This is a genomic window from Thioclava sp. GXIMD4215 (genome assembly GCF_045291555.1).
Lineage (GTDB): Bacteria > Pseudomonadota > Alphaproteobacteria > Rhodobacterales > Rhodobacteraceae > Thioclava > Thioclava litoralis.
The window spans coordinates 591,139-616,815 of sequence record NZ_CP149515.1 but is presented as its reverse complement, the minus strand read 5'-3'; the positions used below and the strand labels follow the sequence as shown (position 1 = coordinate 616,815).

At 58.5% G+C, this 25,677-nt stretch carries 20 protein-coding genes, 1 tRNA gene and 4 pseudogenes; 5 read left to right on the top strand and 20 right to left on the bottom strand.

The genetic code is table 11. The annotated features are described in order from the left end of the window. Positions 1–3: 3 nt before the first annotated feature. On the bottom strand, positions 4–1,644 hold the full coding sequence (locus WDB86_RS02935) for a murein L,D-transpeptidase (RefSeq protein ID WP_406736551.1): 1,641 nt from the start codon (positions 1,642–1,644) through the stop codon (positions 4–6). 303 nt (positions 1,645–1,947) lie between these two features. Here WDB86_RS02935 and WDB86_RS02930 point away from each other — a divergent pair, with 303 nt between their 5' ends. Then, positions 1,948–2,511 carry a DUF882 domain-containing protein gene (locus tag WDB86_RS02930; protein ID WP_339107317.1) on the top strand — a complete coding sequence of 188 codons (564 nt, stop codon included), beginning with the start codon at positions 1,948–1,950 and terminating at the stop codon, positions 2,509–2,511. A 29-nt stretch (positions 2,512–2,540) separates the two neighbouring features. On the opposite strand, the gene WDB86_RS02925 is transcribed toward WDB86_RS02930, so the two are convergent. The 4 genes and pseudogenes from WDB86_RS02925 to WDB86_RS02910 form a co-directional block, all read right to left on the bottom strand. After that, the gene (locus WDB86_RS02925; RefSeq protein ID WP_406736550.1) at positions 2,541–3,215 is read right to left on the bottom strand and encodes a DUF1045 domain-containing protein; all 675 of its coding nucleotides are present in this window, start codon (positions 3,213–3,215) and stop codon (positions 2,541–2,543) included. Beyond that, the gene (gene metH, locus WDB86_RS02920) at positions 3,215–6,982 is read right to left on the bottom strand and encodes a methionine synthase (protein ID WP_406736549.1); all 3,768 of its coding nucleotides are present in this window, start codon (positions 6,980–6,982) and stop codon (positions 3,215–3,217) included. The genes WDB86_RS02925 and metH overlap by 1 nt, the downstream gene beginning before the upstream one ends. A 362-nt stretch (positions 6,983–7,344) precedes the next feature. Continuing rightward, positions 7,345–7,524 (bottom strand): annotated as a pseudogene (locus WDB86_RS02915) (CHAP domain-containing protein); the annotation flags it as partial. A 536-nt stretch (positions 7,525–8,060) separates the two neighbouring features. After that, positions 8,061–9,146, bottom strand: coding sequence for an AI-2E family transporter (locus WDB86_RS02910; RefSeq protein ID WP_339107321.1), 1,086 nt, complete (start codon positions 9,144–9,146; stop codon positions 8,061–8,063). 195 nt (positions 9,147–9,341) lie between these two features. Here WDB86_RS02910 and WDB86_RS02905 point away from each other — a divergent pair. Next, a tRNA-Ser gene (locus tag WDB86_RS02905) sits at positions 9,342–9,431 on the top strand. Positions 9,432–9,524: 93 nt separating this feature from the next. Here WDB86_RS02905 and WDB86_RS02900 read toward each other — a convergent pair. From WDB86_RS02900 to WDB86_RS02875, 6 genes and pseudogenes are all read right to left on the bottom strand, one after another. Then, positions 9,525–9,749 (bottom strand): annotated as a pseudogene (locus WDB86_RS02900) (HGGxSTG domain-containing protein); the annotation flags it as partial. Positions 9,750–9,999: 250 nt separating this feature from the next. Next, a complete protein-coding gene (locus tag WDB86_RS02895) occupies positions 10,000–10,443 on the bottom strand; it encodes a hypothetical protein (RefSeq protein WP_406736548.1) in 444 nt (147 codons plus the stop codon). A 160-nt stretch (positions 10,444–10,603) separates the two neighbouring features. Then, positions 10,604–10,906 (bottom strand): hypothetical protein, encoded by a 303-nt coding sequence (locus tag WDB86_RS02890; protein ID WP_406736547.1) that lies wholly within the window; start codon positions 10,904–10,906, stop codon positions 10,604–10,606. 95 nt (positions 10,907–11,001) lie between these two features. Continuing rightward, complete coding sequence (locus WDB86_RS02885) at positions 11,002–11,184, bottom strand: helix-turn-helix transcriptional regulator (protein ID WP_406736546.1); 183 nt, start codon at positions 11,182–11,184, stop codon at positions 11,002–11,004. 58 nt (positions 11,185–11,242) lie between these two features. Further along, positions 11,243–11,848 (bottom strand): hypothetical protein, encoded by a 606-nt coding sequence (locus WDB86_RS02880; RefSeq protein WP_406736545.1) that lies wholly within the window; start codon positions 11,846–11,848, stop codon positions 11,243–11,245. Continuing rightward, complete coding sequence (locus tag WDB86_RS02875; RefSeq protein WP_406736544.1) at positions 11,845–13,167, bottom strand: tyrosine-type recombinase/integrase; 1,323 nt, start codon at positions 13,165–13,167, stop codon at positions 11,845–11,847. The genes WDB86_RS02880 and WDB86_RS02875 overlap by 4 nt, the downstream gene beginning before the upstream one ends. A 421-nt stretch (positions 13,168–13,588) precedes the next feature. On the opposite strand from WDB86_RS02875, the pseudogene WDB86_RS02870 reads away from it, so the two are divergent. The 3 genes and pseudogenes from WDB86_RS02870 to WDB86_RS02860 all read left to right on the top strand — a co-directional run. After that, positions 13,589–14,365: pseudogene (locus tag WDB86_RS02870) on the top strand (DEAD/DEAH box helicase family protein); the annotation flags it as partial. Further along, positions 14,364–14,636: pseudogene (locus WDB86_RS02865) on the top strand (type I restriction-modification enzyme R subunit C-terminal domain-containing protein); the annotation flags it as partial. The pseudogenes WDB86_RS02870 and WDB86_RS02865, both read left to right, overlap by 2 nt. Continuing rightward, complete coding sequence (locus WDB86_RS02860; protein WP_406736543.1) at positions 14,636–15,478, top strand: FRG domain-containing protein; 843 nt, start codon at positions 14,636–14,638, stop codon at positions 15,476–15,478. The pseudogene WDB86_RS02865 and the gene WDB86_RS02860, both read left to right, overlap by 1 nt. 6 nt (positions 15,479–15,484) lie before the next feature. Here WDB86_RS02860 and WDB86_RS02855 read toward each other — a convergent pair whose 3' ends face one another. The 9 genes from WDB86_RS02855 to WDB86_RS02815 form a co-directional block, all read right to left on the bottom strand. Next, positions 15,485–15,781, bottom strand: coding sequence for a hypothetical protein (locus WDB86_RS02855; protein WP_406736542.1), 297 nt, complete (start codon positions 15,779–15,781; stop codon positions 15,485–15,487). Between the two features lie 617 nt (positions 15,782–16,398). Further along, positions 16,399–16,725 carry a hypothetical protein gene (locus WDB86_RS02850; protein ID WP_406736541.1) on the bottom strand — a complete coding sequence of 109 codons (327 nt, stop codon included), beginning with the start codon at positions 16,723–16,725 and terminating at the stop codon, positions 16,399–16,401. Beyond that, positions 16,722–17,204: a hypothetical protein gene (locus WDB86_RS02845; protein WP_406736540.1), complete on the bottom strand. Its 483-nt coding sequence runs from the start codon at positions 17,202–17,204 to the stop codon at positions 16,722–16,724. The genes WDB86_RS02850 and WDB86_RS02845 overlap by 4 nt, the downstream gene beginning before the upstream one ends. Positions 17,205–17,580: 376 nt before the next feature. Continuing rightward, a complete protein-coding gene (locus tag WDB86_RS02840; RefSeq protein WP_406736539.1) occupies positions 17,581–18,732 on the bottom strand; it encodes an alginate lyase family protein in 1,152 nt (383 codons plus the stop codon). Beyond that, a complete protein-coding gene (locus tag WDB86_RS02835) occupies positions 18,729–21,524 on the bottom strand; it encodes a tetratricopeptide repeat protein (RefSeq protein WP_406736538.1) in 2,796 nt (931 codons plus the stop codon). The genes WDB86_RS02840 and WDB86_RS02835 overlap by 4 nt, the downstream gene beginning before the upstream one ends. 17 nt (positions 21,525–21,541) lie before the next feature. Next, positions 21,542–22,246: a hypothetical protein gene (locus tag WDB86_RS02830; protein WP_406720779.1), complete on the bottom strand. Its 705-nt coding sequence runs from the start codon at positions 22,244–22,246 to the stop codon at positions 21,542–21,544. Positions 22,247–22,248: 2 nt separating this feature from the next. Next, complete coding sequence (locus tag WDB86_RS02825) at positions 22,249–23,619, bottom strand: hypothetical protein (protein WP_406736537.1); 1,371 nt, start codon at positions 23,617–23,619, stop codon at positions 22,249–22,251. A gap of 12 nt (positions 23,620–23,631) precedes the next feature. Next, on the bottom strand, positions 23,632–24,321 hold the full coding sequence (locus WDB86_RS02820; protein ID WP_406736536.1) for a hypothetical protein: 690 nt from the start codon (positions 24,319–24,321) through the stop codon (positions 23,632–23,634). 115 nt (positions 24,322–24,436) lie between these two features. Next, complete coding sequence (locus WDB86_RS02815) at positions 24,437–25,675, bottom strand: hypothetical protein (RefSeq protein ID WP_406736535.1); 1,239 nt, start codon at positions 25,673–25,675, stop codon at positions 24,437–24,439. Positions 25,676–25,677 lie beyond the last annotated feature (2 nt).

Sequence of the window (25,677 nt, the reverse complement as noted above, 5' to 3'; positions counted from 1 at the left end):
GACTTAATTCGTCAGGGCTGCAGATTCCACCCCAGCCTTATGCAGCGCTGCGTAAAGACGCGCATCGCGACCATACACATCCTTGCGATATTCGATCCCGCCCTTCGCATTGGGCCATGCGGTAAAATAGACCAGATGGACGGGCACCGGCGGCGTAATCTTGACCGTTGTCTCCCGACCGCTGTCGAGGATACGCTGGAAATAGGACTTGGGATCGGTCACCTGCGGCGCAAGCAAAGTATAGGCCAGTTCGAAAGGCTGGCCCACCCGCACGCAGCCATGACTGAAAGCACGCTGCTCCTTCGAGAACAGAGATTTGGACGGCGTATCATGGAGATAGATGTTATACTTGTTCGGGAACAAGAACTTTACCAGCCCGAGTGCATTTGACCGCGATGGGGCTTGCCGCATGGCGAATGGGAAGGTCTTTGTGGTGTATTGCGCAAAATTGATCGCGTTACGTGGAATAACCTGACCGCGGGAATCGACCACCTGAATCTGCGCCGCCGCATTGGGGTTACGCTGCATCATCGGCAGATATTCCTTGGTCACGATCGACCGCGGCACATGCCATGCCGGATTGATCACCATCCGATCCATGCTGTCTGAAAATTCCGGTGTCTGCCTGTCGGGGCGATTTTGTCCAACAACTGTAACAGATTGGAAGGTGACTTTATCATCATCTATCACCTTAACGGAGAAGTCTGCGATATTGACCCAGATCCGGCGCTTGCCAAGATCCATGCCATTCATCCAGCGCAGCCGTTCCAAGGCGACAAGAAGTGACTTCAGCCGCTCTTCCGGCGCGACATTCAGTGCTTCAAGGGTTGATGCACCGGCGATACCATCCGCGCTCAGCCCCTGATCCGCCTGATATTGCTGCACCGCTTTCTGGATCTGCGCATCATAGCGGGCCGTCGCCGTGCGCGAGAGATAGCCCATGCGCTGCAAGCGGTCCCGTAGAGCCAGAACCGCATGGCCTGTATCTCCGGGGCGGAGCACGCTGGATGGAACCTGCGGCCCCCAGCCGCCCGTTTCAATTTCATGTTCCAGATCAAGTTTGGCTTTTAACAGTTTCGCATAGGCCGGATCTTGCGGTGCGAGGCCATGCAGCCATGCAAGCGGGCTGTCGCTTTGCGAGAACTCACGCAGCAGGGTCAGATTATCGGGTCGTTCCACCACACGGACGATCGTCGGGTCGACCTTTGACGGTGTCAGCACGCCGCGTGACGCATCCTGTGCATAGCGCAGAAAAGCTTCGGACATTCTCACTTCAAGCTGGCCGCGCTGCCGCTCGGATTTCAGATCGAAAAACGCCTGTTGCAATGCGCGGGCGTGGTAGCTTTCTGCCGGTAGGCCTTGCGCCTGTGCCTGCCCGAGGGCGCGGAAAAACGCAGCCCTGCGGGGGGCATCTTCTCCACTGGTCCAGAGCGGACGATAGTCACGGGCCGCATAGAATTGCGACAAAGCGGGATGGTCCGCCGTCTCTTCCGAAATCGCCTGCATAAAACCCGACATCGCCAGAGCGGGCATCTGTATCGCCCCGACCGCTGCCTGCGACACATCGCTTTGGGCAAACGCGGCGGACCCCAGAATGGTCGCGACCAAACCCGCCATGCCTGCATATTTGAGAGAATCGATCATCGGCCAGCCTGTCGGAACTTAATAAAAACTCTGAAACAGGGATCGCGCGACAGCGGCTAAATGTCCAGTATCAAGCATTTGTTAACCATTTTATTGGCAACTATGTCGCATAACATCAACAAACGCCCCTTCATGACCCTTGAATTGGCGAGATTTCGCCCAAATTTCAGTTAACGTTCGGTTAATCAGAAAATTCACAGTTGATCGCGATGCCGTGGGCGACCTAACGTGATCGCGATCTGACGAGAGGCATGCGCCAAGCCGCAGATAAGCGGCGCGCAATTAACTTAGGCAGGCAAAGAAATGGCAAGCAATCAGTTGTTCACGCGTCGCGGGCTCCTTGGGGCTTTTGCAGCCACGGCAGTCGTCGCTGCACCGACCATGTCCAATGCGTTCGGGTTCCTGCGCGGTGCAGGCGATGTCCGTCGGATCCGCATGTATTCGGGGCGAACCGGCGAAAGCATCGACACGGTCTATTGGATCGATGGCGAATATATCGACGAAGCGTTGAACGAGATTACCCATTTCATGCGCGACTGGCGCACCGGCACGAAAAAGACGATTGACCGCCGCACGATCGATATTGCAGCAGCGTCCCATAACCTGATGGGCATTAACGAACCCTATATCATGCTTTCCGGATACCGTTCGCCCAAAACCAATGCGATGTTGCGTTCCCGCTCGGGCGGTGTTGCCAAGAATTCGCTGCATATGCGCGGTCAAGCCGCCGATCTTCGTCTGAAATCCCGCTCTGTCAACCAGATGTATAAGGCGGCAATGGCTTGCCATGCAGGGGGCGTTGGAAAGTATAGCAATTCCAACTTTGTCCATATGGATTGCGGTCCGGTGCGCACTTGGGGTGCCTAAGCTGAAAAAGGCGCCTACGGGCGCCATTTTTATTGGCGGATCGGGAAACGCTGCAGAAGATGAAAGCGCTTGGAAACGGCGTTTTCCCCGACAAGGCAAAGCGATCTCAGGGTGACAGGATCGTGCAAGACGCTTGAAAACCAATGGGTTGCCGCCTGCTCTACTATCGGCATCTGAGCTTTGGAAAGTGTGTCCGTCAGTGTTATATGAAAGCGGAACCGCTGCATCACATGCGGATAGCCCCAATCCACCAGGTTTTGTCGTCCTTCATCCGGAAAGGCTCTGGGCAGGCGTTTTGTGATTTCGTTATCGCTCAAGGGACGACGCAGCGGATTGCTCTGCCTGACAATATCGGAAGCGAAATCTTCGATCTGCGTGTTATGTTCTGGGATAAGCGCAAGAAAACGCCCCAAGCGCGCCAGTCGTAGCTCCCCTAAGGGTAATGGGCGAAGAGTCAGGGATAGCTCTTCGCATAGGTTTTCAAGATCGGTTGGCAAAGCATTGGCATTCAATGCGAAAGGCGCGCGGAGTGTGGCATGAAGCCCGTAACGCGCAGGTTTTTCTGTGACGGATGCCCAGTCAAATCCCAATGCAGGCTGCACAGCTGCTGCTCCGCGTGAAAGATCCCAGCCCAGCCATGCCGTGCCACGGGCAAAAAGTTCGCCCTCGGGCACAGCATAGATGGCATAGCGGGAAAATTCCATTAGGCTTCAGCGGCTTTGGGCGTGTAGTTGAGAATTGGTGCCAGCCAACGCTCCGCCTCGCGAAGCGGCATCTCCTTCCGCGCGGCATAATCTTCAACCTGATCCTTCTCGACCCGCGCCACACCGAAGTAATAGGCTTCGGGATGACCAAGATACAGCCCCGAGACCGATGATCCCGGCCACATCGCATAGCTTTCCGTCAGCTCGACCCCTGTCTGAGAAGTGGCATCCAACAGTTTGAACAATGTGTCTTTTTCGGTGTGATCAGGCTGTGCCGGATAACCGGGGGCCGGACGAATACCGTCATATCTGTCGGCAATCAGATCCTCGTTGTTGCAGGCCTCGTCGGGCGCATATCCCCAAAGCTCTTTACGGACATATTCATGTAGTCGCTCGGCAAAGGCTTCGGCAAACCGGTCCGCCAAGGCCTTCACAAGGATCGAGTTGTAATCGTCATGCGCGGCTTCGAACTTCTCGGCAATGGCCTGCTCCTCGGGGCCAGCGGTCACCACAAAACCGCCCAGATAATCCGCCTTGCCGCCCTCGGGCGCGATGAAGTCGGACAGCGCCACATTCGGACGCCCCTCGCGTTTGGTCACTTGCTGGCGCAGGGTGTGCATCGTCGCCAGCTCGCTGCTGCGATCTTCGCCGGTATAAAGCCGGATGTCATCGCCCACCGCATTCGCCGGCCAGAAGCCGACAACCGCCTTGGGCGTAAACCATTTCTCGTCAATGATCTTGGCCAGCATCGCCTGCGCATCGGCAAAAAGCGCACGCGCCGCCTCGCCCTGCTTTTCATCCTCGAGGATCTTCGGATAAACGCCTTTCAGCTCCCATGTCTGGAAGAACGGCGTCCAGTCGATATAGCGCGCAAGCTCGGCCAGATCCCAAGTGTCAAAGGTCTTGGTACCAAGGAAGCTGGGCGTTTTCGGCGTATAGTCCGTAAAATCGGCCCTATACGCATTGGCGCGCGCGTCTTCTAGGGGCAGACGCTTTTTCGCCAGTTCCGCGCGGGCGTGCTTTTCCGCCGTTTCGGCATAATCGGACTGAATTTCAGCCACATAGCCGGGTTTCTGCGTCTTCGATAGCAGCTGCGACACAACCCCCACCGCACGCGAGGCATCGGTCACATAGATCGCCTGCCCCTTGTTATAGCGCGGGTTGATCTTCACCGCCGTATGCACCTTGGAGGTCGTCGCACCACCAATCAGCAGCGGCAGGTCCATCCCTAGACGCTCCATCTCGGAGGCCACATGCACCATCTCGTCCAGCGAGGGCGTGATCAGGCCGGACAGGCCAATCACATCCACCTTCTCGCGCTTGGCGGTTTCAAGGATCTTCTCGGCGGGTACCATCACGCCAAGGTCGATGATCTCGTAGTTGTTGCACGCCAGCACGACGCCCACGATATTCTTACCGATATCATGCACATCGCCCTTCACGGTCGCCATCAAAATCTTGCCAGCCGCCTCGCTATCGCCCGTGCCGTTCTGGCGCTTCTCTTCTTCCATATAGGGCAGCAGAACGGCCACGGCCTGTTTCATCACGCGCGCCGATTTCACCACCTGCGGCAGGAACATCTTGCCCGCGCCAAAGAGGTCGCCCACCACATTCATCCCCGCCATCAGCGGGCCTTCGATCACATGCAGCGGACGCTCGGCCGCCTGACGGGCCTCTTCGGTGTCATCCTCGATGAATTCCGTGATGCCATTGACCAGCGCATGTTCGAGGCGCTTCTCGACGCCCCAAGTCCGCCAGGTCATATCCTTCTCGCGGCCTTTCGCACCGCCCTGCCCGCGATATTTCTCGGCGATTTCCAGCATGTTTTCAGTGGCTACGCCGCCGTTCTTCGGAGAACGGTTCAAAACAACATCTTCGCAGGCCTCGCGCAGGTCGGCATCGATCTGGTCATAGACCGCAAGCTGGCCCGCATTGACGATCCCCATATCCATCCCGTTTTGGATGGCATGATACAGGAAGACGGCATGCATCGCCTCGCGCACGGGCTCGTTGCCGCGGAACGAGAAAGACAGGTTCGACACACCGCCCGAGATATGCACATGCGGGCAGGTCTCGGTGATGATCTTGGTGGCCTCGATGAAATCGACGCCGTAATTGTCATGCTCTTCGATGCCGGTCGCCACGGCAAAGACGTTCGGGTCAAAGATGATATCCTCGGGCGCAAAGCCCACATCCTCGGTGAGGATCTTATAGGCGCGCTGGCAGATTTCGACCTTGCGGGCGCAGGTATCGGCCTGACCTTCCTCGTCAAAGGCCATCACGACCACGGCGGCCCCATAGGCCTTGCACAGGCGCGCGTGATGGACAAAGGCCTCGACCCCCTCTTTCATCGAGATCGAGTTCACAATCGCTTTGCCTTGCACGCATTTCAGACCGGCCTCGATCACCTCCCATTTAGAGCTGTCGATCATGATCGGCACGCGGGCGATATCTGGCTCGGCGGCGATCAGGTTCAGGAACTCGACCATCGCGGCTTTTGAATCAATCAGACCCTCGTCCATATTGATATCGATGATCTGCGCGCCGTTCTCGACCTGCTGGCGGGCCACATCCAAAGCGGTTGCATAATCGCCTGCGGTGATCAATTTCCGGAATTTGGCCGAGCCCGTGACGTTGGTCCGCTCGCCCACATTCACGAAAGGAATGTCCGAGGTCAGGGTAAAGGGCTCCAGCCCCGACAGGCGCATCAGAACCGGCGGCTGGGGGATTTCCCGCGGCGCGATATCTTTCACGGCTTCGGCGATGGCGCGGATATGTTCGAAGGTCGAGCCACAGCAGCCGCCGACGATATTGACCAGCCCGTCGCGCGCAAAACCCGCCACCTGCTCGGCCATATGTTCGGGCGACTCGTCATATTCGCCCATCTCGTTGGGCAGACCGGCATTGGGATAGGCGCAGATCAGCGTGTCGGCCACCCCCGCCAGTTCCGAGATATGGGCGCGCATGGCTTCGGCGCCAAGGGCGCAGTTCAGGCCAACGGTCAGCGGGCTGGCATGGCGCACCGAATACCAGAAGGCGGTCGGCGTCTGCCCCGAAAGCGTGCGGCCCGACAGGTCGGTGATGGTGCCCGAGATCATCACCGGCAGCTCGATCCCACGGGCGTCGAAAACCTCCTGACAGGCGAAGATCGCGGCCTTGGCATTGAGCGTATCGAAGATCGTCTCGATCAGTAGGATATCCACGCCGCCATCAATCAGCGCATTGATCTGCTGGGTATAGGCGATGCGCAAATCATCAAAGGTAACAGCGCGGTAGCCGGGATTGTTCACATCGGGGCTGATCGAGGCCGTACGGTTGGTCGGGCCAAGCGCGCCCGCCACAAACCGCTTGCGGCCATCCTCGGCCTCGGCACGATCCATAGCGCGGCGGGCCAGCTGCGCGCCCTGATAGTTCAGGTCGTAGACCGCGCCTTCCAGCGCATAATCCGCCTGCGCGATGGTGGTCGAGGAGAAGGTGTTGGTTTCTGCAATATCGGCCCCCGCCATCGCATAGCGATAATGGATCTCCTCGATCGCCTCGGGCAGCGTCAGGTTCAGCAGGTCATTATTCCCCTGCTGGGGGTGGCTATTGCCCTTCAGGTGCGCCTCGAAGGGGCCGCTTTTTGCGGAGATCTGGAAATCGGCCTCGCCCAGTCCCAGTTTCTGGATCTGCGTGCCCATCGCCCCGTCAAGGATCAGGATGCGGTCTTTTGCGGCATGTGCGATGTGATCAAAGACAGCGGAACGGGTCAAAGTCGTACGGGACACGGCAGAATTTACTCCTGTGGTTTCAAGATGCGTTACATAGCTCGCTGAAAAAAGTAAATCCAACTCATATTGGTCATGAACAACATGAACAAAATTCAAGGCCCCGTCCAGTTACGGACGAGGCCTTCAAAAGGGTACGCTCGGCGCGCGGATCAGCCGCGATTGGTGTTCTGGATAAAGCCATAGACCGGATAGTTGCGACCATAGGCGGCGCTGCTGGAGCGCACGCGCACTTCGCTCCAGTCATTTTTGGCAGAAACGTCAATGACTTCCATGCCAAGCGAGACCTGGTTGCGTTTCCAGTTCGCATGATCCACCAGAACCTTGCGGCTATCGACGATCTTGGAGACCACGGCCACATGCCCCATCGGCATGGATTTGGTGCCCTTGAACACCATCACAGCGCCCGGTGCGGGGCTGTGGCGGCGAAGGTAGCTGCCCTCGGCCTGCCCCCACCAAGTGCGCGCATTGCCGCGCAGCTCGATCCCACTTGCATTGCGGGCGAAGGGCACGCACCAGACGCGCTGGCCCTTGGCTCGCATTGCCGCTGCGATCTCGACCGCAGCATCCCGGCGCGCGGGGTCCAGACCGAATGTGGTCTGGTGGTCCATACGCGCCGAGGCGAAATTCATCGAACTCATCTGGCTCAGATCGCCCTTGGACGAGCAAGCCGTAAGAGAAAGCAGGGCTACGGCTGCCAAAGCCGGCCCACGTAAAGTGGAAAGAACGCCTGTCACGCTCGGGACCTCGAAAATTATTATGGGCACCCCGCGCAGTCGTCAGATCCACTTGGAGCACGACAGTTTTTTGCGCGAAAACGCGGTTAAGGGAAAGTGACTTGCTGTGAGTTCGGCGGGATTTTGCTCATAGTTAAGAATGTGATGGTACCGCCCTCATAGCGGGTCTGAGATACGCCCTGTAACAATATGATTCAGCTTATGAAAAAATACCGTGTTGCTTTTGTGCAAATGGTTAATGGCAAAATGGTCGCAGCTCTTGCGACTAGATTTTGCCTTAGGATTTTATTAGGAATTGGAACGTTTTCAGAACATTATCTGCCGACGCCCCCGGTCCGGCCTTAATCCGGCAACCCCTCGCGCGAGAGAAGAATCGCCAGCGGGCGCAGCGTCGGGGAATGGGCGCAGGAAATCATCAGCGCCACCATGATCGGTACTGCCAGAAACATTCCCGGCAGGCCCCAGATCGCGCCCCAGAATGCCAGTGATATGATGATGCCGAAGCTCGACAGGCGCAGCGCATGGCCCATCAGCATCGGGTCGATGATATTGCCAATGATGAACTGTACGCCACCGGCGATGGCAAACACCACAAAAGCCGAGGTCAGATCGCCCGTCAGGATATAGGCGGCAAGCCCTGCAATGACGGTCGCGATAATCGAGCCGATCGACGGAATGAAGTTGAGAAAGAAGGTCAGAATGGCCACCGGCAGCGCCAGTTCCAGCCCGCCGAAGAAAAAGACCGCATAGATCGCGATTGCCGTTGCCAGCGACACGATGGCTTTTACCAGCAGGTAGTGGTTCACCAGCTGCATGATCCGCTCCACCATCGCCGAGATACGGTCGGCGCGGGCGGTCTCGCCGCCGAAGAGGCTGAGCAGCTTCGAGCGGAACCAGATCCGCTCCACAAAGAGGAAGCCGACAAACAGAATGATGAGGATCGCCCCCGAAAGCAGCGAGGATGCCTGCCCCGCCAAGGCCGTCAGGTAGCCTCCGATGCGGATATTCTGCATATATTGTAGCACGGCGGCCTCGACATCGCTGCCCATCCAGCCGAAAATCTGAGCAATGGCGCGCTGTGCGGGTTCGGTATAGGTCAGCGCCAGCGTCACCACCTGATTGGCCTGTGCCAGAATGAAGGCCGAGGCGGAAAGCAGTCCCGTTGCAATCAGGATCATCGCGAAGATCGAGGCCAGCCACATCGGAATCCGCACCGGCCCGATTTTCAGGCGCGCGATCGCGTTGATCGCTTCGGAGGTCAGCGAGAACAGGATGATCGCGATGGCCAGAGAAATCAGCACGAACCGCGCCTGTGTCAGTAAAAAGAGCACCAGCACGAAGGCAATGAGGCCAAGCAGGGTATTCGTAAGCTGGCGTGGTTCCCGTCGAGAGGGCGCGCGCTGCGTCGGGAGGTTCTGATCTGACATGGTATTCCTGCTGGCTGAAGGGCGGCGTCATGCAGCAGGGCCAAGATTTTCCTGCTGTTCTGTTCCAACCTAATTTCGCCGGCGCGCCAAAACAAGAACAGCCCGAAAGAGGGTTTCTGACGGCTTGAAAAATAAATGACATTTCAGCCAAAAAGCTGCTTGCACCTATTTGCGGTTTTGAATAGACACCCCCTCGGACAGGTGGCCGAGTGGTCGAAGGCGCACGCCTGGAAAGTGTGTAGGCGGGGAACCGTCTCGAGGGTTCGAATCCCTTCCTGTCCGCCACTTACCCTTGTAGTTTTCTTGGTCTCTTGTGTTGGCTCGATATGCCGCCCACCTGAGTTTCTGGGCGCGGGCAATCCGTTTCCTGCCCTCTATTGTCTTCGGGCCAGTGCTTAGACCTCCGTGATATTTGCAGCGCATCTTGCCCAGAATCGCACGCGCCCGACATGGCGCGCCTTTGCGTGTTCTCGCACCACATATCGAACGACTAGGCTTTGCATTTCCTCCCGTCTCAATGCTGAGCAGAAGCGCTGTAACACCCCATCCCGTGCGCGCGCGTTTAGGAGGCGCAAAATACGGCAGCGGCAGGACAATGCGCATCCGCTCGATTGCCCATGCCCTGCCATCTATCACGGGCTTACATTCCCAATAGCTCACCGCATGACGCCCGATGCCAACCAACTGGCCCAGCGCCGTCTGACTAAGCCCCGCCGCCTTGCGGATCTGCGCAAGTTCCGCCCCCGTCATTGCAGCCCCCAGAACAAAAGCACCTGCCTATGGCTAGATGTATAGATTGGCACGATTTTCGTGCAGGGACTTCCGCGCAGCTTGGCACGGTTTTTGCACCACATCAGCATTTATCAACGGGCGCAGGCACAATTTCTTGGCACGGTTTTGATGCAGGGGTGGCACGATTTTTGAGCAGGGGTTCTGTTTTCTCAAAGTCGCGCGTAGGCCCTTTGCCATCCGCCGCAAGATGCGTCAGCCGCCACTCGGATGCTCGCCCCTTGCCCTCGACGCCCAGCGCATGAGGGCGGGTCTCTTTTATAAACCCCAATATTGCGAGTTCTTCGTAATAGCGCATGATTGTGTTGCGCGTGACGCCCAGCAACTCTGCCGCCTCACGGCTCGACAAATAGATGCGGCCATTGTTGGACCCGTTGTAGCGGTCGATCAATTCGACATGCAGCGACCGCGCCCCGCAAGACAGGTGCAGCCGTCGCCAATGCGCCAGCAGTGAGCGGCCCAACTGCACAAACTTCTCGCCGCCGCGCTTGTATGTCTTACGCGCCATAGATAGCCCCGCAATGAATGGTGGAGGGTGAGCCATAGCCCACCCCGTTTTCGTGTTGCCGCACCATCTCAGGCGCTTCCCCAGAACAGCGCGGCAATGATTTGCGCTTGGGTTTCTGTCAGCCCGTAGACGTGGCGCAGGTAGATCAGGTGCACCCCTTTCATGCAGCACCGCCTTTCAACGGCACCACTTTGCAGCGCAGGAAATACCGCCCGTGATACCCCGGAAACGTCCCGTGATGCTCTTCCATCAAGGTTTCGATTTCCACGCCCATATTGCGCAGGCTATGGACATAGCCCGACAGGCGCAGCCCCGGCGCACATTCGGCAGAGGTAGTGCCTCTAGGCCCGTCGCGTAGCATCTGTTCGAGCATCCAGCGATTGCGACCGCTGACATAAATCGTCAGTTCTCGCCCGTCCGAGCGTGTTACATCGAACGCGCGTGGGGGATTGGAATAGCGCATGGCTATTTCCTCCATGGATTTGCACCCAAGGTCGTGGCATGTTTCACCTGTGAGGAATGAGACTGAAGCCGCGACCCTATGGGCGCGGTTTCGTTTTAACGGGATACCTTCGCGGCTTCCCAAGCTTCGATATCAGAGAGGTTCCAGCGCGTGCAGCCCGGTGTCAGGCTGACAGGGCGCGGGAATTTCGGATCGGCCTTAAGCCAGCGCCAAGGGGTCGTGCGATGCACCCCATAGCGCGCCGCCAGTTGAAGGTCTGAAAGATAGATCTGCGCCATGCGCCTTGCTCCTATCGGTTGCGATAAAAAGCAATTTATGGCGTCAATTCTGCCCAAGCTATTCCCAAGACTTCGGGAGGTTTTTACCCAAATCTGATGTTCGCCTCCGAACTTCTTCTAGGGTCCGTTTGCCATCGGTATCTCCACGCCGATTGTAGAAAGCCTTTTTAACTGTCTGACGAGAGACGCAATGACCTTCAGCGATGAGTTCATCAACCGCCTTATCGATGGCAGCGTCAACGCTCAGCCTCTCACCAGCTATTTCAGAAAGCCGTTTCACGAGCGCGACCCTGTTGCCATAGATAGCTTGCAAGTCATGCGCCCTAAGGGCGCTAAGGGCTGGACGGGCACCCTGCCCGCGTCCTTCCAGACCAAAGGCTTCCCCCACGCTTACGCCCGCATCGGCGCTTCGATACTTCATCCAAGAAGCCGTGAGCGTTCTCAAAAGAGCCGCAGGCACAACAACCAAATCTTCACGCCAACTTTCGACGGGCAGTGCTCCGGTAACTTCATCCGATGGGATACCAGCGTCAAATGCGGACATCATCGACGCCAATAGCTCAAACGCGACAAGGTTTTTCTCCAAACTGCCTTCGCACACCCCAGTCGCGAGTTGATCCGCCCTAGCGGTCAATCTTCTCAGATACCGTTCTTCATCTGTCATCGCTTTAGCCCCACCACCTTATTGCCCCGACCTTTTCCATCATTACGGAAAGCCGAATCTCCTTTTCCGGAGACAAAGTCTTGCCAAGCGGTCATCATTGCGCGGCGCTTCTCGACCATATCCCCGCGCCGATAGGCAGCCTCCACCGCATTGCCAACGCGATGCGCCAAGGCGACCTCTGCCATATCGCCGGGAAAATGCGTGTATTCGGCCACCCAATCGCGAAAGGTCGAGCGCAGCCCATGCGGCACGGCTGGGCGTTTGCTTACGCGGTCTAGGTATCCATCCCTGCCCGCCTCAACCTCAGCCTTGTGTATGCGGCGCATAGAGGCGCTGAGGGCCATATCTGACAACTCGCCCCCTCTAGGTGCAGGAAACACCAGATCCACATCAGGGAAGCGCGGCAGAGCCTCTAGGAGCGCCACAGCATCGCGGGTCAGCGGCACCCGGTGTTCACGGTCCATCTTCATGCGACTGGCAGGGATGACCCATAGCGCAGCCTCAAGGTCGATTTCCTCCCAACGCGCGCCCCGAACCTCTTGGCTCCGGCAGGCGGTCAGCGCGGCAAATTCCAAGGCACGATTACTATTGCCCGACCGCCCCCGCAGATCTGCCATCCAGCGTTGGATATCGGCTATCTGGATAGCGGGCTGATTGCCTTTCTTGGCGACCTTCTCCGGCGCAGGCAGAAGCTCTTTGAGATTGCCTTTCCAGCTTGCAGGATTATCACCCGTCCTATGCCCCGCCACGGTTGCCCAGCTAAGCACCGCCTCGATGCGCCCGCGCAGCCGTGAGGCTGTTTCCGTTTTGGTCTGCCAGATCGGCTCCAGCGTCCGCAGAACGTCCTGCACGGCGATATCCTGCACTAGCATCGGCCCTAGCGTCGGAATAGCATAGCTGCGCAAGGTGCTTCCCCACTGCGCCCGATGTTTGGCATTGCTATGCGCGTCCATCTTGGCGTCTAGGTAACGCTCCACGGCATCACTAAAGGTCAGCCCACGACGCTGGGCGGCAATGAGGGCTGATTGCGCAGCTTTGCGTTCTTCCAGCGGATCTATCCCGCTTTTGATTTTGGCTTTGGTGTCGCGCGCAAGGTCACGCGCCATACTTAGGGTAATCTCAGGGTAAGCCCCTAAGCCAAGGTCGCGCCGTTTCGTGCCGACCATGGTGCGCAAGATCCACGACCGCGCGCCATTCGGCTTGATTTGCAATAGTAGCCCCGCGACCCCGCCCACAGGCACAAGCGCATTATGCCCATGCCCCGGATGCGCAAGGCGCTTCACTTCGATTGCGGAAAGTTCTTTGGCTATCTTCGGCAAAATTCGGCCTCACATCCGACCCCACATAAATCTTGCAAAAAATGGCTACAAATTGCAACGTATTGTGGGGTCCGGAAACCAAACTTTTCAGTCAAGGCACTGCGATATAACGACAAATATCATCAATTGGCTAAAACTTGGAACCTAACTCAGGCGGGCTTCCTGTCCGCCACAGCACTCACGCAAGCGCATGAATATATTAGCAAATTAAGCGCGGCGCGTTAGCTCTTCCCCCCTTTAATTCCCCCAATTCATCTCGGTACATGCCAGAATGTGCTGGTATATAAATTCGTCATGCTTGCTGCATGGAACACCACTCAGTGTTTAAGAACCAAAACCAAGCGGCGCTGCAAACTCAGCTTAGTGCATTGCGCCCATCAAAATAGCCGGTAGAATTTCTGGAAATTGATAAGTGGCCAATATGCGAAAAAGAGATTTCACCGAGCGCGATGTCTGCAGCAAGCTGATAACACCAGCTTTGCGAAGTGCGGGCTGGGATTTACTTGCGCAGGTCTCTGAAGAGAAAACGCTAACAGATGGCAGGATAACCGTAAGGGGACGCGTCACAACGCGGGGAGTGCGCAAGCGCGCGGATTACGTTCTCTATGTAAAGCCGAATATACCGATCGCTATCATAGAGGCTAAAGATAACCGACACGCCATCGGCGACGGCATGCAGCAGGCCCTCACCTACGCGCAAATGCTACGAGTGCCATTCGCTTTTTCATCTAACGGTGACGGTTTTCTGTTTCACGACGCGACCGGCCAGTCCCCATTAGTGGAGACCACACTTGGTCTTGATAACTTTCCATCCCCTGCTGAGTTGTTGTTGAAATACGAAGCTTGGAAAGGCCTGTCGCCAGAAGCCTCAAAAATTGCGTTCCATGATTACCGCGACATGGGCAAGACGCCGCGCTACTACCAGATCAACGCTGTCAACTCAGCCGTCGAAGCCATCGCAAAGGGACAACAGCGGCTGCTCTTGGTCATGGCGACAGGCACGGGTAAGACTTTCACTGCGTTCCAGATCATCTGGCGTTTATGGAAATCTGGCGCCAAGAAGCGGATCCTGTTCCTCGCGGATCGCAATGTTCTTGTCGATCAGACAATGGTCAACGACTTCCGACCATTCACAGGAGCTATGGCAAAACTGTCGACCCATGCGAAGATCATCGAACGTGCTGATGGCACGCGGGAAGCCACTAACGCGCAAGGAACGGGCGAACAACGTCAGGAAGCGCGATATCTTGAACCGGCACGGCGATAAGGCTCGCGCCGTCTTGGATGCACTTCTCGACAAATACGCCGACCAAGGCGTCTTGAACCTCGACGACTCGAATATCCTCCAGATCAATCCGTTCACCCACATGGGAACGCCCATTGAACTCATGCGTGCATTCGGCAAGAAGGCTGATTATCAGCAGGCCATCCACGACCTGCAGCAAGCCCTCTATGCAGAAAGCGCCTAATGAAGACCATCGGCAAATCTGAAATAAAGTGGTGCCCGCAGGATGTGGGGGCTGCTTGCACAACTTCGAATAGCAATGTTAGGAAATCGAGCGCGATCAAGGTAGCCAATTACTTAGAGTTGGCTAATCGGATCGCAGAAATTCAATATTTCAATCCTGAACATGCGATGGTTTTTCGTGGACAAGGAAGCGACCATAGAGATCACTCTTCCAGAACTACGATAATGCCTACTATATTTCGTAATGACGTGAGGGGCCGTAGACCTCAGTCACACGATTTAATCAATCGCTTTGAATCTTTAAAACGCGCGGAAAATAACCTGCTGCATGTATGGCGGACAGCTCCAATTGCCAGCAACGACAATATTAAAAGATACCGTATTCTCCGGTGGTCAATACTCCAACACTATGAGATTTGCGCGACCCCTTTGCTCGATGTCACCTATTCGCTTCGCGTCGCCGCATCGTTCGCATCCTTAAGCGAAGGAACTGAGGGATTTGTATATGTTCTCGGTGTCCCGAATATTACGGGCACTATCACATCAAGCTTGGAAACTGGGCTTCAGGTCATCAGGCTTTCCAGCGTATGTCCTCCGCAAGCGCGAAGACCGCACATACAAGAGGGTTATCTTCTTGGTTCATATCCCGAGTTATCGACATTCGACGAGAAACAAAATTATCGCCTTGAGGAAGTAGACTTTGGGAGGCGATTGATTGCCAAATTTTGCTTCGATAAAGCCACTTTTTGGCAGCGCGACGAGTTCCCGGCAATTACAACGGAAGCGCTTTACCCAGATGGACACGATGAATTCGCGGCAACCGCTCAGACGCTAAGCCGCTGAACAGCCTCATCTGCGACGAGCATATTGGTAAATCGCAGCTAGCTGCAGACTTTCATTGGAATTTGCGCCTTGTGCCCCAATTCGGGCGCGGTGAGAGGCTGTAAAGCTGGAAAATATATCTGAAACTTCGAAATCGACCTCAACATTTCTCAACATGCCAGCGAAGTGCTCGCGCTGAAAACCAATTTCGACTTCATCATTTTTCATCATGTAAATCGCCGCAGGAGGCCGTTTGGCGGCGTCGACCAATTCGGAAATTCGATTGTGGGCGGCAGATGGGGAGGGTGACGGCGAGCGGTTCATGATGGATGGATCACGTTCCGAGGTGCTGGCCCAAGGGCTCAACGGTCCTGCATTGGAAGGCCACGCCGTCACTATGACAATAATCCGACACACGTTTTGGAGCAATGTCTTTCGGAGCTGTCGCTTATGCGGCTGAGAGCGCTTTCTAACGATTTCTTCCCTTTTGGTGGGTGCTCCCATTTCCTAGTGATGTCATTGAATAGCTACCCGCCCAGGCCGATAGCCTTCGCCACTGACCGGATGACACCACACGGCCCGCCATGTTTTCAGCCCTCCGTTGATGCAATGCTTGAGTCCGTGGTGATGTTCATCCTGCCCAGCGCTGGTCTGTCGATGGGAAGTACACTTAGTAAACGGTTTTCCCAAACTCAGCTACACGATGGCGCCGATAGTCAAATCCTCCTGCTGACAATATGACAAAAGGGGACAAAAGGGGCTTTTGTCGGGTTTTGTCATATTGTCAGCTATAGCTTCCGCTCTCTCTTCGGTGTCTTTGGTTGCACCGTCTAGTAGTTCATGCTTTCTCCCACAGCCTCGGATTGACCAGGTAGAAGATACTCGGCCTGCCCCCTGTTTTTTCCGAAATGCGCCGCACCCAGCCCTCTTGCTCGAGTAGATCAAACGCGGCGGAAATAGTCTTGGCGGTTTGGATCAGGGACGTGCTTCTCAAGCCCGGTGCGCTGGATGACCTGAACCCCGAGGCGCCCAGTATCATGCTGGCTATGATCAATACCGGATGCCGCCCTTCTGAGATTGCGAACCTTGAACCCTCGCAAATCTGCCTGACGGACAAAGTGCCGCACATCCGGCAACCGCAATTCAAAGCCAGCGGTGTGGTAGCTGGGCCAGACGTACACCTCGAAGGGAAACCCAGAGATTTCACCCACCAGATCGCCATGCGATTTTCCAGTTCCACCCAGCGCGGCGTCGGCAATGTCGATCAAATCCGCGCCAAGCTTTTACGTTCGTCGTAAACCTTCCTGCCGATCTTTACCGTGAACCAGCTGTCCGACAAGTCCTCGATGTTGCGGGCAACGTCCTCCCAACTGATGATTTCCTCCTGATCGTTTGCAATGGCGCCGCTTAGGTGCCGCACGCGCGCATGCAGCTGCTGGCGCTGTTTGATAGACGCAGATGCCCGCCGACGAAGTCCACCGCCACCGCTCAAGTGTCCTCGGGCTAATTCTCCATCGGGCAGCCAGATCGATTTGAATGAGAAAAAAATTCTCGCATCTTCGTTTCCTTTCGAACGACCTCCATGGTCGCACGACAACGGATGCGTAGAAGAAAAACGTAATAAATTCAGTGTTTTGTTTGAATGTGCGCGTTGCGGGCTGCGTCCATCGGACATTGGGCACAGCGGCGAATTGCCCCGTGAACCGGCGTTAAATTGCGAAAAGTTCCCTAGAAGTTCATAAGACACGTTAGCCTGCCGGAGCTCCCTCAGGGGTCACAGGAGACGGTCCGGTTGGAAGGGCACTTCCTCCGCCACTTACCTGAATTTTGTGTTTTTTGTCAGCTTCCTGCGGGGCGAATTGTCAGGCTCTATTGCACGGTTTGACAGGTAACAGTCCCCCATCGTTTCGTTCGAGCGCGAGCATTCGCTCCATTGCGAGTTCTTTTCGGTCGGTTTGAACCGTGTAACGGGTCACTTCGGCAAGCGATCCATGGCCCGGGAATGACAGGATTTGATGCGGCGCACCTCCGGCTTGGCCTAACCGGATGGGGTGTCGAGCGGCAACCTATCAAGGATCACCTGCAATCTGCTATGGAGCAATAACGCCAATGCGATATGCGGGTTACCACACAAGGCTCTGATCGCCACCCAGTTTGGAATTGCTCAGCCCGGGAAATTCCGAGACAATCTCGCTGAGTTCGCTGGAATCCTCGTATTTCAGATAGGCGGCCCCCCAAGCGAAATCGTAGCTTTTCAGATCGTCGTCCATTTTCTGTGCCACGCCGGTTCGGGTCTCGATGGCGCTGGGGTCCTCGAGGCCCGCAAGCGTGTAATTGACGATTTTCGAGATGGCCCCCTCACAGGCGTCGAAAGGTTTAAGGGGCGTGTTTTCGGTCAGAAGCGCCGCCGTGACCACCAAGGGGGTGACGGCATGCATCTGGTAATGCAGCGACAATTCGCCCCGCTCCATTTCCAGCGGCAGCGCCCCATCGGGGTCGGCATGGCAGGCCGTGTAGTCGACAGTCTCGTTGGCCCAGGCGATCATGGCCTCGTCTTCGGTCGTCAGCCCGACCAGCGCCACCGCAAGCCCTGCCCATTGGCGCAGATTGTTGCGCGAGGCCCGTTCGGGGGCGTCCGTGTCGAAATAGGTCATATGGGCCTGTGCCCGTGCTTTTAGCCAGTTATCGATATGGTCTTTCTGCACGGGATCGGGCGTGGCGACCTCGAGTGCGTTGCGATAGGCAAAGACAATCCCGCCCAGACGGCTTGGCACGGAGATCTGCGCATTCATGCTGCCAAGATCGGACAGGGCGTCGGCCTGCGCCCATGTTTCCAGCCGGTCGAAGACACAATGGGCCGAGGCCTCGCCGCGTTCGCCCTTCCGGCTGAGTGCACGGTTGCTTTCGCGCGCCAGCTTCGAGATGAACATGTCCACCGGCTTCAGGGCCTCGTTTACCTCCTTGTTCGAGGCCTCGTCAAACTCCGAGCGTGTCTCGCTGTCTTCGGTATAGCGGCTGCCATAGGAGAGGCTGACAACGGGTGCGATTTCGTCAAAGCAGGTCTCGGCCTGTTGCGCCTTCGGGTCGGAAGTTTCGGTATCGGGGGCCGTATCAGGGGCCGTATCGGGGGAATCCGCCGTATCCGTACCGGTTTGAGCGCCTGTCTGGCTGTCTGGCGCGACCGGCATTGCCGGAGCGGTTTCGGCCAGTATCGCTGTGGCGGGGAAAAGCGTCAGCAGCAGACAGCCTGCGGGAAGGGTCAAAGCGGTCTTCATTGCATCGGCACCTTTCCCAGTTGCATGGAATTCAACAACCCGCTGGCCTCTTCGTTACCCAGTGCCGCCGCCTTGACCAACCAGCCACGCGCGGCGTCGGGGTCCGGTGTTCCGGTGATGCCGAAGGCCAGCGAGCGTGCCTGATCAATCATCGCATCCACATTGCCCCCTTCTGCCGCGCGCCCAAGCCAGAGTTCCGCATCCGCAATATCGGCTGGCGTGCGCGCCTTGTCACGCGTCAGGGCGGCATATTGATACATCGCGAAGGTATCGCCCGCCTCGGCTGCCCGTAAATATAGCGCCCGAGGGTCAATCCGGTCACCAATGGCGCGTTTTACGGCAGGCTCGGCCCCGTTGATCCGCGCGACGACATCCGAAAGCCCTGCCCCGTCGCTGCGCTGCGCCAAAGCCACATAAAGCTCTGCCGCCCGTGCCGGATCAAAGCCCGGCTTGCCCGGTTTCTCGACTTTGGGCAGCAGGCGCATGATCGCGGTGCGGTCTCCGGCCTCATAGGCGGCCAGATACATCTGTTGCGCGGTCAGGGCCGCATCCTCGCCAAGCTGGTCTTTGAAAATGGCGTAGAGGTCGGCAATCTGGGTACGGGCCCACGGTTTTTCATGACGGGCCAGCGCCTCGCTGACGGCGATCCAATGCTTGAGGGCTGCAGTATTGTGCACACGCCCCGCCACCATCGCCAGTTCGCGGGCCTGCGGAAAGATACAGGCCATTTCGGATTTGGCGTGACGCAGCCAGAGGGCCTGATCCTCGGGGGCCGCATGGGCCAGCGCCAGAAGGCTTGCGTCGAAATCCCCCCTGTCGCGGATCACATCGTCAAAGGCGGCAAGGAGCGAGGCCTCATCGGGATAATGTGTGGGATCGGCGGTCATCAGGGCCTCCATCGCGACGCCATTGCCCTGCTGCGCCAGAGCCAGCAAGAGGGCGGGCGTATCGGCGCTTGCCGGATAGAGCTGCGCGAATTGCATCAGAAGGCGCGGTTGCAGCAGCGTCACATAATCCTGAACCGATTGCGGTGCGGCCACCTGCAAAAGCCCCGCCACGCGCGTCCAATAGGCCTGTTCCGCATCTGACAGCGCGGGATTGGTGGCAAGCGTCGCGAGATCCGCAAGCTGTGGGCTTGCCGGAAGCACGTCCTGCGCATGTGCCATCACCTTGCGCGCTATCTCGCGCGGCAGATCGGGCACCTGCGCCTCTTCCACGCGTCCAAGCACCGCCGTCAGGGTTTCGCTGGCACCAAGCGCGGCAGGATCGGCCATCGAGGACCAGTAATCGGCCTGCTCGGGCAAAGGCCCCTGCGGCGCAAGGCAGAGATGGGCGTCGACCAGTTCCCGAACCGCGCCGGTCTTGCCCATCTGTTCAACGGCAAAGATCAGGTCATCCACGCCGGAATAGAACGTGTCCATCTTGTCATTCAGGCTCATTGCCACTCTGGCGCGCCCGCGAATGGCCTCGGCATCTCCCAAGGCGACCCCCTTCTCCCACAGCGCCAGAGCCTCGTCCTGCCCTGCCCAGCGGCCCTTGCGCTCGAGCGCCATCTGACCCGCCCGCGCATAGGCCCAACCGGGGGCATCATCGCGCGCCAGAAGGTGGGTCAGGGCGGCCTCGAACCGCGGCTTGTAGCCGGGATTCACATCGGCACGTTTTTCCAGAAACAGCGCCTGACGCACCAGCGCCCCGCGCGCCCCGCTGGCGGCTGCCTGATCATAGAGCGCCTCTGCCTTGCCGAGATCCTGCCCGATCAGCGCGCCCTCTTCATAAAGCCGCCCCAAGGCAATCAGCACCGAAGGCGAACCGTTCTTGGCAGCCTGATGCAGGTATTTCAGCATGACCTCGTTGTTCTTCTTGATCTTTTCAGACCGCAAATGCATCTCGGCCACCGCATAGGCGGCGTTCCCATCCCCGAGATCGGCGGCAAAGCGATACCATTTCTCCGCCAGAGCATAATCGGGCTGGACCAGTTCGCCATTGTTATAGGCACGGGCGATATTGATGACGCGGTCACAGATCGTGGGGTTCATCGCCCCGACCTGCGCGGCAAAGCCCAGCATGATTGTCATCTGCGGATCCACCGTCCAGTTGGGCAGCGCGACACCACGGTTCTGGAAATCGGCAAGGGTCAACAGCGCCTGTGCGTCACCGCCGCGCGCGGCCTCGACAAGCAGGCCGATGCCGCGCATGCGATCTTTGTCGATCCCCTGTCCCGATACAAGATACTCGCCCAGACGCCGCTGGTTATGCGGCAGCTTCGCACCGGGCGTGTCCAGCGCCTTGCGCACCAGCCCTTCCGATTTCACCGCAGCCGCCTCTCCGGCCGCCACCCGCATCGCGATGGTCTCGAAAAGCTGCTTATCCGCGTCGAAGCTGGGGTCGATTTGCGGCAGCAGCGCGATCACACGTGCATAGACCGGCTTCCATTCGGCGGCATCGACCTCCATCAGCCGCCGCATATCGCCCCGCACCTCCTCGGCATTTCTGCCCGCCAATGTCTTGCGGTCCCAGCTTTTCCAGCGATCCTCGATCTGCTCGTCGCTCAGGCGCGGGGCGCAGACCGATTGCATCTCGATCACCGGCGGCTCGAAATCCACAGCAACGAGATCTTTGGCCGAGGCCGTCTGCGCAAGTCCCCAGAGCGTCCCGACAGCCAGCGCGCGCAGACCGTATCTGGCCCATGACCGGCCATGCAGGAAACCGGCCCTTGGAGAGGGTCCTGACAGGCCAGCGGACGAAGGCTGAAATCGCAAGAAGGCGGCAAGAGAATGGACGCGATATGTCATGGAAACCCTCGTTCTGTTCAGTTGGCTTTGGTCGCAGCTTTCAGGGCCACCAATTCGTAGCGGCCGGACTGGCCACGGAAGACCAGCGTGGTTCCCTCGCGCCGCACCAGCGCGACATCGGCCACCGAGGCCAGAACGTCTTCCCCGTGTCGCACCTGAAACTCCAGCGATAACGGGGCCTTGAGGGCAATCCATTCGCCGGTGCCGGTATCGATATCGGTCATGGCCGCGCGTTTGGCGGCTGGCACGTAAAGATCGACATCATCCAGATCGGAGATGTTGTAGAAGGTGACATCGGCCTGTGCGGGGCTATGGGTCAGCGGATCGGTCACCATATGCCCTTCGCCGCTGGCAGTGATCAGATAGGTGTTCCAGCTGCCCTTGCCGACCTCAGCCTCGCCCTGCGCGGCCCCCGCGCTGACGGCAATCGTGCCGGGCGTGTCGATCATCACATAGGGCGAGACCCCGTCATCCAGCTCCGAGAAACTGTCGCCCGCCACGATGGCCGAGGATTTTCCGGGCATGATCACCCGCAGATAGCCCGCATCGGGATTGACGGCATCGGCATAAAGCTTGGCATCCTGCGCAAAGCCTGCGGCAGGCAGGCCCAGCATGGCCAGACCAAGGATCGCGATGGCCAAAGGTCTGTGCCGCGCCATCGAAGCGGTTTGAGCCAGAGCGGCTTGGGGCAAAGCGGCTTGGGAAAGCATAATCTTGCGCATGGTCATTCTCCGATATCGAAGCACAGGGATAGGGACGAGCCGTTATTGACGGGGCGGTCAAAGGTGACCCGCACCGAATTGAGCGGGGTTTGCGAATAGGGAGCGAGGCTGAGCCAGAAATTTCCGGTGGCCCGCAGGCGGTCGCCGCGCCGGAAATGGTATTGCCGTTCGATGCCGCTTTCGGTGCGCAGCACGAAGGTTGCCTTGCGCGGGCCCTCATCACCGAAGCGGGCGAAAATGGCATCGGATGTGCCGAAGGTGGACCCGTTCAGCTGGGCCTCAAGCGTGCCGTCGACATCGTGCAAGACCAGCTTGTGGCTGCAGGATTTGGCATCCGCTGCTGCCACCAGTTCCTCCATCGGGCCGGAGCCGAACTGCATGATATCGGCATAGATCGGGCTTTCCCACACGATGAAGGCGGGACGCTGGCGGGCATAGTCATCGCTGGTCAGGTAAGATAGCAGCGCGCCGAACTGCCCGCCGCCGGTGACGGCATAATTCAGCACCTCAAGATCGCTATACTGTTCGATCCAGCCTGCGAAATTATTGGTGGGATTGTCCGAAAAAGAGGTGCCCAGCAGCACGACCGGCACCTGCTCGTCGGCATCGGCGAAAATATCCAGAGGCTCGTCGGCCGTTTGCGACGGGTCGGCCACGGGGGTGGTGTCAAACCCCATCGTCTCGACCTCGGGCAGCGCCTGACGGCAGCGCATCTGCATGGTGCGGCGCATGGTCGAGAACCCCTCGCGCGCGCCGATCGACACGGTCTCGAAAGTGGTTTTCGGCAGGGCCTCATAGCTGGCTTGCTGGCGCATCTGGCCAGCAATCTGGCGGGCCGCGCGGCGCGCACCTTCGGATGTCCAGTGATAATCGGAGCGGAAGAAAAGCGGCACCTGCCCCGTGCCATATCGCGCTACATCCTCGGGGCCGATATCCTCCAGCATCCCGTGCAGCAGATCGGCGGTGATCACCCCCCGCGCCCGTAGCGCGCGGATCGACTGGCGGTATTCCTGCTGCGCGCTGGCCCAATCGTATTCCAAGGCGCTCAGATCATCGGGAAGGGCTTCGGGCATAGCCTCAGCCTTGGTCGGCACGGGCGCGAAAATCAGCGTCGTGCCCGCCTCTTCGAGAGCGGCGGACAGACGCGCCACGGCCTCGACGGCGGCGGGCGAAAGATCCTGCCCCAAGGTCAGATCCGTGGCCAGACGGTAGAATACCCCGTCCTTGCCCTCCATCGCGGGTACAACGGCCTCTTCCTTCAGCCCGTAGCATCCGAATTCGGAAACATCGCGGGCTAAAGCCGGTACCGCCCAGACCGCAAGCGCCACAGCCAGTCCCCATCTGCATCCGCTGGTCTTTCTGTCAGCCTTCATGCGTGTTGCCTCTCAATTCCTGTCAGTTTCCAAGCGCACAACATTTTGCCCCAAGGCAAGCATTCCAATATTTGCATTCTGACCAACCAACTCGAGAACCTGTTGTAACCCGTCGCTATCCTTGGCTTTTGCCTTCTCGACAATCATCTGGGACGCCAGATTGAGGTTGCCATTGGCAATCGCGAGCTGCCCGTATTCGGTGGCTTTTTCCGCATCCTGCGTGCCGAAGAGATCGCCTGTCCGCCACGCCTCCGCCACGCGCGAGGCGGCATTGGCATTGCCATGAACCGCGGCAAATTCCAGTGCCTGCCCGATCTGTCTCAGCCGCGTCGCCGCTCCCTCGAAGGCCCCCTCGGCCAGACCGCGATCGGTGGTCTCGATCAGGCGGTTGACTGCAAAAACGCGCCCCGTATGCACCGCAATCGCGTAGTAATGCGCGATATCTGCGCGCAGGTCGGACCGGTGCTCGGCTTCGAGGATCTTGGCAAAATTGAAGGCCGCCAGCCCGTCGCCCGCATCCGCCAGCGCACGCAGGCGGTTGATGGTCACCGGACGGTCCTCGATCATCGCGCGGCGGGTATGGCGCAACTGCGCGCTGGGCAACTGGCGCGTGGCGGATACTCCGAACGGGGATCGAATGCTCTCCCCGCCAGCCGGTGCAAGGCCGAGGCCCAGCACCGCACCGACGAGGAGAAGCACCATACCCGACGGTGAGCGAAGACCATACGGATACCTCCGTGGCTTTAGCCGGGCATGTTCCATCTGCACTGACGGGCAGTCCTGTCCATGAGTGGTCACTTCGGGATGCAGACGGGGATTATTTGTCATTGAATATCGGTCCTTTCGGCAGGTCCGGCCCCGCGCCCAGATCGGCGAAACGGGCAGGATAGGTCAGCGCGAGATCGGCACTGCGCACGGGCGACTGGTCGGCCCCGATATGCGCCAGCACCATCGCGGCGCGCTGGCCGGCCAGAAGCGGCGCGTCCTGCAGGTTTTCGGGGGCGGTCCAGATGTCGGGGTCGGCCAGATAGCGCACGGGCACTTCCCAGATCACCTGTTTGGGGGGCGAAAGCTGGAAGGCCTGATCGGCCAGCATTTCCAGGAAGGGTTTGACGGGCCCCTGTCCCTCTTTGGCGTAATTCAGCACATCCTGATGCAGATCCAGCTTGAGGCTTTCCGCGAAGGACCAGTTGGGATTGGCCGAATAGGACGTGCCGACCAGCACCGTCTCGACAGAGGCAGGCCCCAGCAGCGTGTCGAACAGATCGTCCCCGTTCTCCGCGACCTGCGTCACGAAGGGCCTTGCGGTTTCCTCCGGCAGCCCGACCCGCTGGGTCCATTCCGCCGAGGTGATGAATTTCGTCAGATCGCCGTGGAATTGCTGCAAGGGTTCCTCTTGTGCGCTCACGCTGGCCGATCCTTGCGGCACCACCTGCGCGACGGCCTCGGCCACTGCGGCGGCGCCTGCACGTGTCCAATGGGTGTCGGAGCTATAGAACACCTGCGCGTGGCGGGCGGCATCCAGCAAGGCGCTGCGGCTGTCGACCACTTTGATGCCCATCGCCTGAAGCCCTGCGAAGAAGGTCGCGTAGCGTTCTTCCAGATCGCGGGCCATTCCGCTGCCGCCCAGTTCGTTGCGATAGATATCGGCCTTGCCCGCCAGCGGCACCACCACCAGATCGATGCCCTTATCGGCCAGAGTCTCGCGCAGGATCTCGGTGCGGGCAAAGACGGCCTCCATCGGCTCGTCCATCTTGCGGGCCTCTTCTTGCGTGAACAGCCAGCCATTGCGGCCCGAAACCACGCCCTTGCGCCCTTCTTTCAGCGCAAGCCAGCGTCCGGCCCCCACGACCCCTGCGGCAAAATCGTGATGCGGCAGCGCGGCGCGCCATGTGTCGTTGATGGTGGCACTGGCGCGGCCCTGCATCCAGTCGGCCAGCGTCCAGCGGTGGTCCTGTGTGGTTCTGTCCAGCGCCGGAAGGGCACCGGCAATGCCATAGGCGGCATAGGCCAGAACGGCTGCGGGAAAGACAAGGCGGATGGTGGTGGAGATCATGG

Coding starts and splice junctions, on each gene's coding strand:
- WDB86_RS02935 (WP_406736551.1), bottom strand. CDS start 1,644: ATGATCGATTCTCTCAAATATGCAGGCATGGCGGGTTTGGTCGCGACC.
- WDB86_RS02930 (WP_339107317.1), top strand. CDS start 1,948: ATGGCAAGCAATCAGTTGTTCACGCGTCGCGGGCTCCTTGGGGCTTTT.
- WDB86_RS02925 (WP_406736550.1), bottom strand. CDS start 3,215: ATGGAATTTTCCCGCTATGCCATCTATGCTGTGCCCGAGGGCGAACTT.
- WDB86_RS02910 (WP_339107321.1), bottom strand. CDS start 9,146: ATGTCAGATCAGAACCTCCCGACGCAGCGCGCGCCCTCTCGACGGGAA.
- WDB86_RS02895 (WP_406736548.1), bottom strand. CDS start 10,443: ATGGCGCGTAAGACATACAAGCGCGGCGGCGAGAAGTTTGTGCAGTTG.
- WDB86_RS02890 (WP_406736547.1), bottom strand. CDS start 10,906: ATGCGCTATTCCAATCCCCCACGCGCGTTCGATGTAACACGCTCGGAC.
- WDB86_RS02885 (WP_406736546.1), bottom strand. CDS start 11,184: ATGGCGCAGATCTATCTTTCAGACCTTCAACTGGCGGCGCGCTATGGG.
- WDB86_RS02880 (WP_406736545.1), bottom strand. CDS start 11,848: ATGACAGATGAAGAACGGTATCTGAGAAGATTGACCGCTAGGGCGGAT.
- WDB86_RS02860 (WP_406736543.1), top strand. CDS start 14,636: ATGAAGACCATCGGCAAATCTGAAATAAAGTGGTGCCCGCAGGATGTG.
- WDB86_RS02855 (WP_406736542.1), bottom strand. CDS start 15,781: ATGAACCGCTCGCCGTCACCCTCCCCATCTGCCGCCCACAATCGAATT.
- WDB86_RS02840 (WP_406736539.1), bottom strand. CDS start 18,732: ATGAAGACCGCTTTGACCCTTCCCGCAGGCTGTCTGCTGCTGACGCTT.
- WDB86_RS02835 (WP_406736538.1), bottom strand. CDS start 21,524: ATGACATATCGCGTCCATTCTCTTGCCGCCTTCTTGCGATTTCAGCCT.
- WDB86_RS02830 (WP_406720779.1), bottom strand. CDS start 22,246: ATGCGCAAGATTATGCTTTCCCAAGCCGCTTTGCCCCAAGCCGCTCTG.
- WDB86_RS02825 (WP_406736537.1), bottom strand. CDS start 23,619: ATGAAGGCTGACAGAAAGACCAGCGGATGCAGATGGGGACTGGCTGTG.
- WDB86_RS02820 (WP_406736536.1), bottom strand. CDS start 24,321: ATGGTGCTTCTCCTCGTCGGTGCGGTGCTGGGCCTCGGCCTTGCACCG.
- WDB86_RS02815 (WP_406736535.1), bottom strand. CDS start 25,675: ATGATCTCCACCACCATCCGCCTTGTCTTTCCCGCAGCCGTTCTGGCC.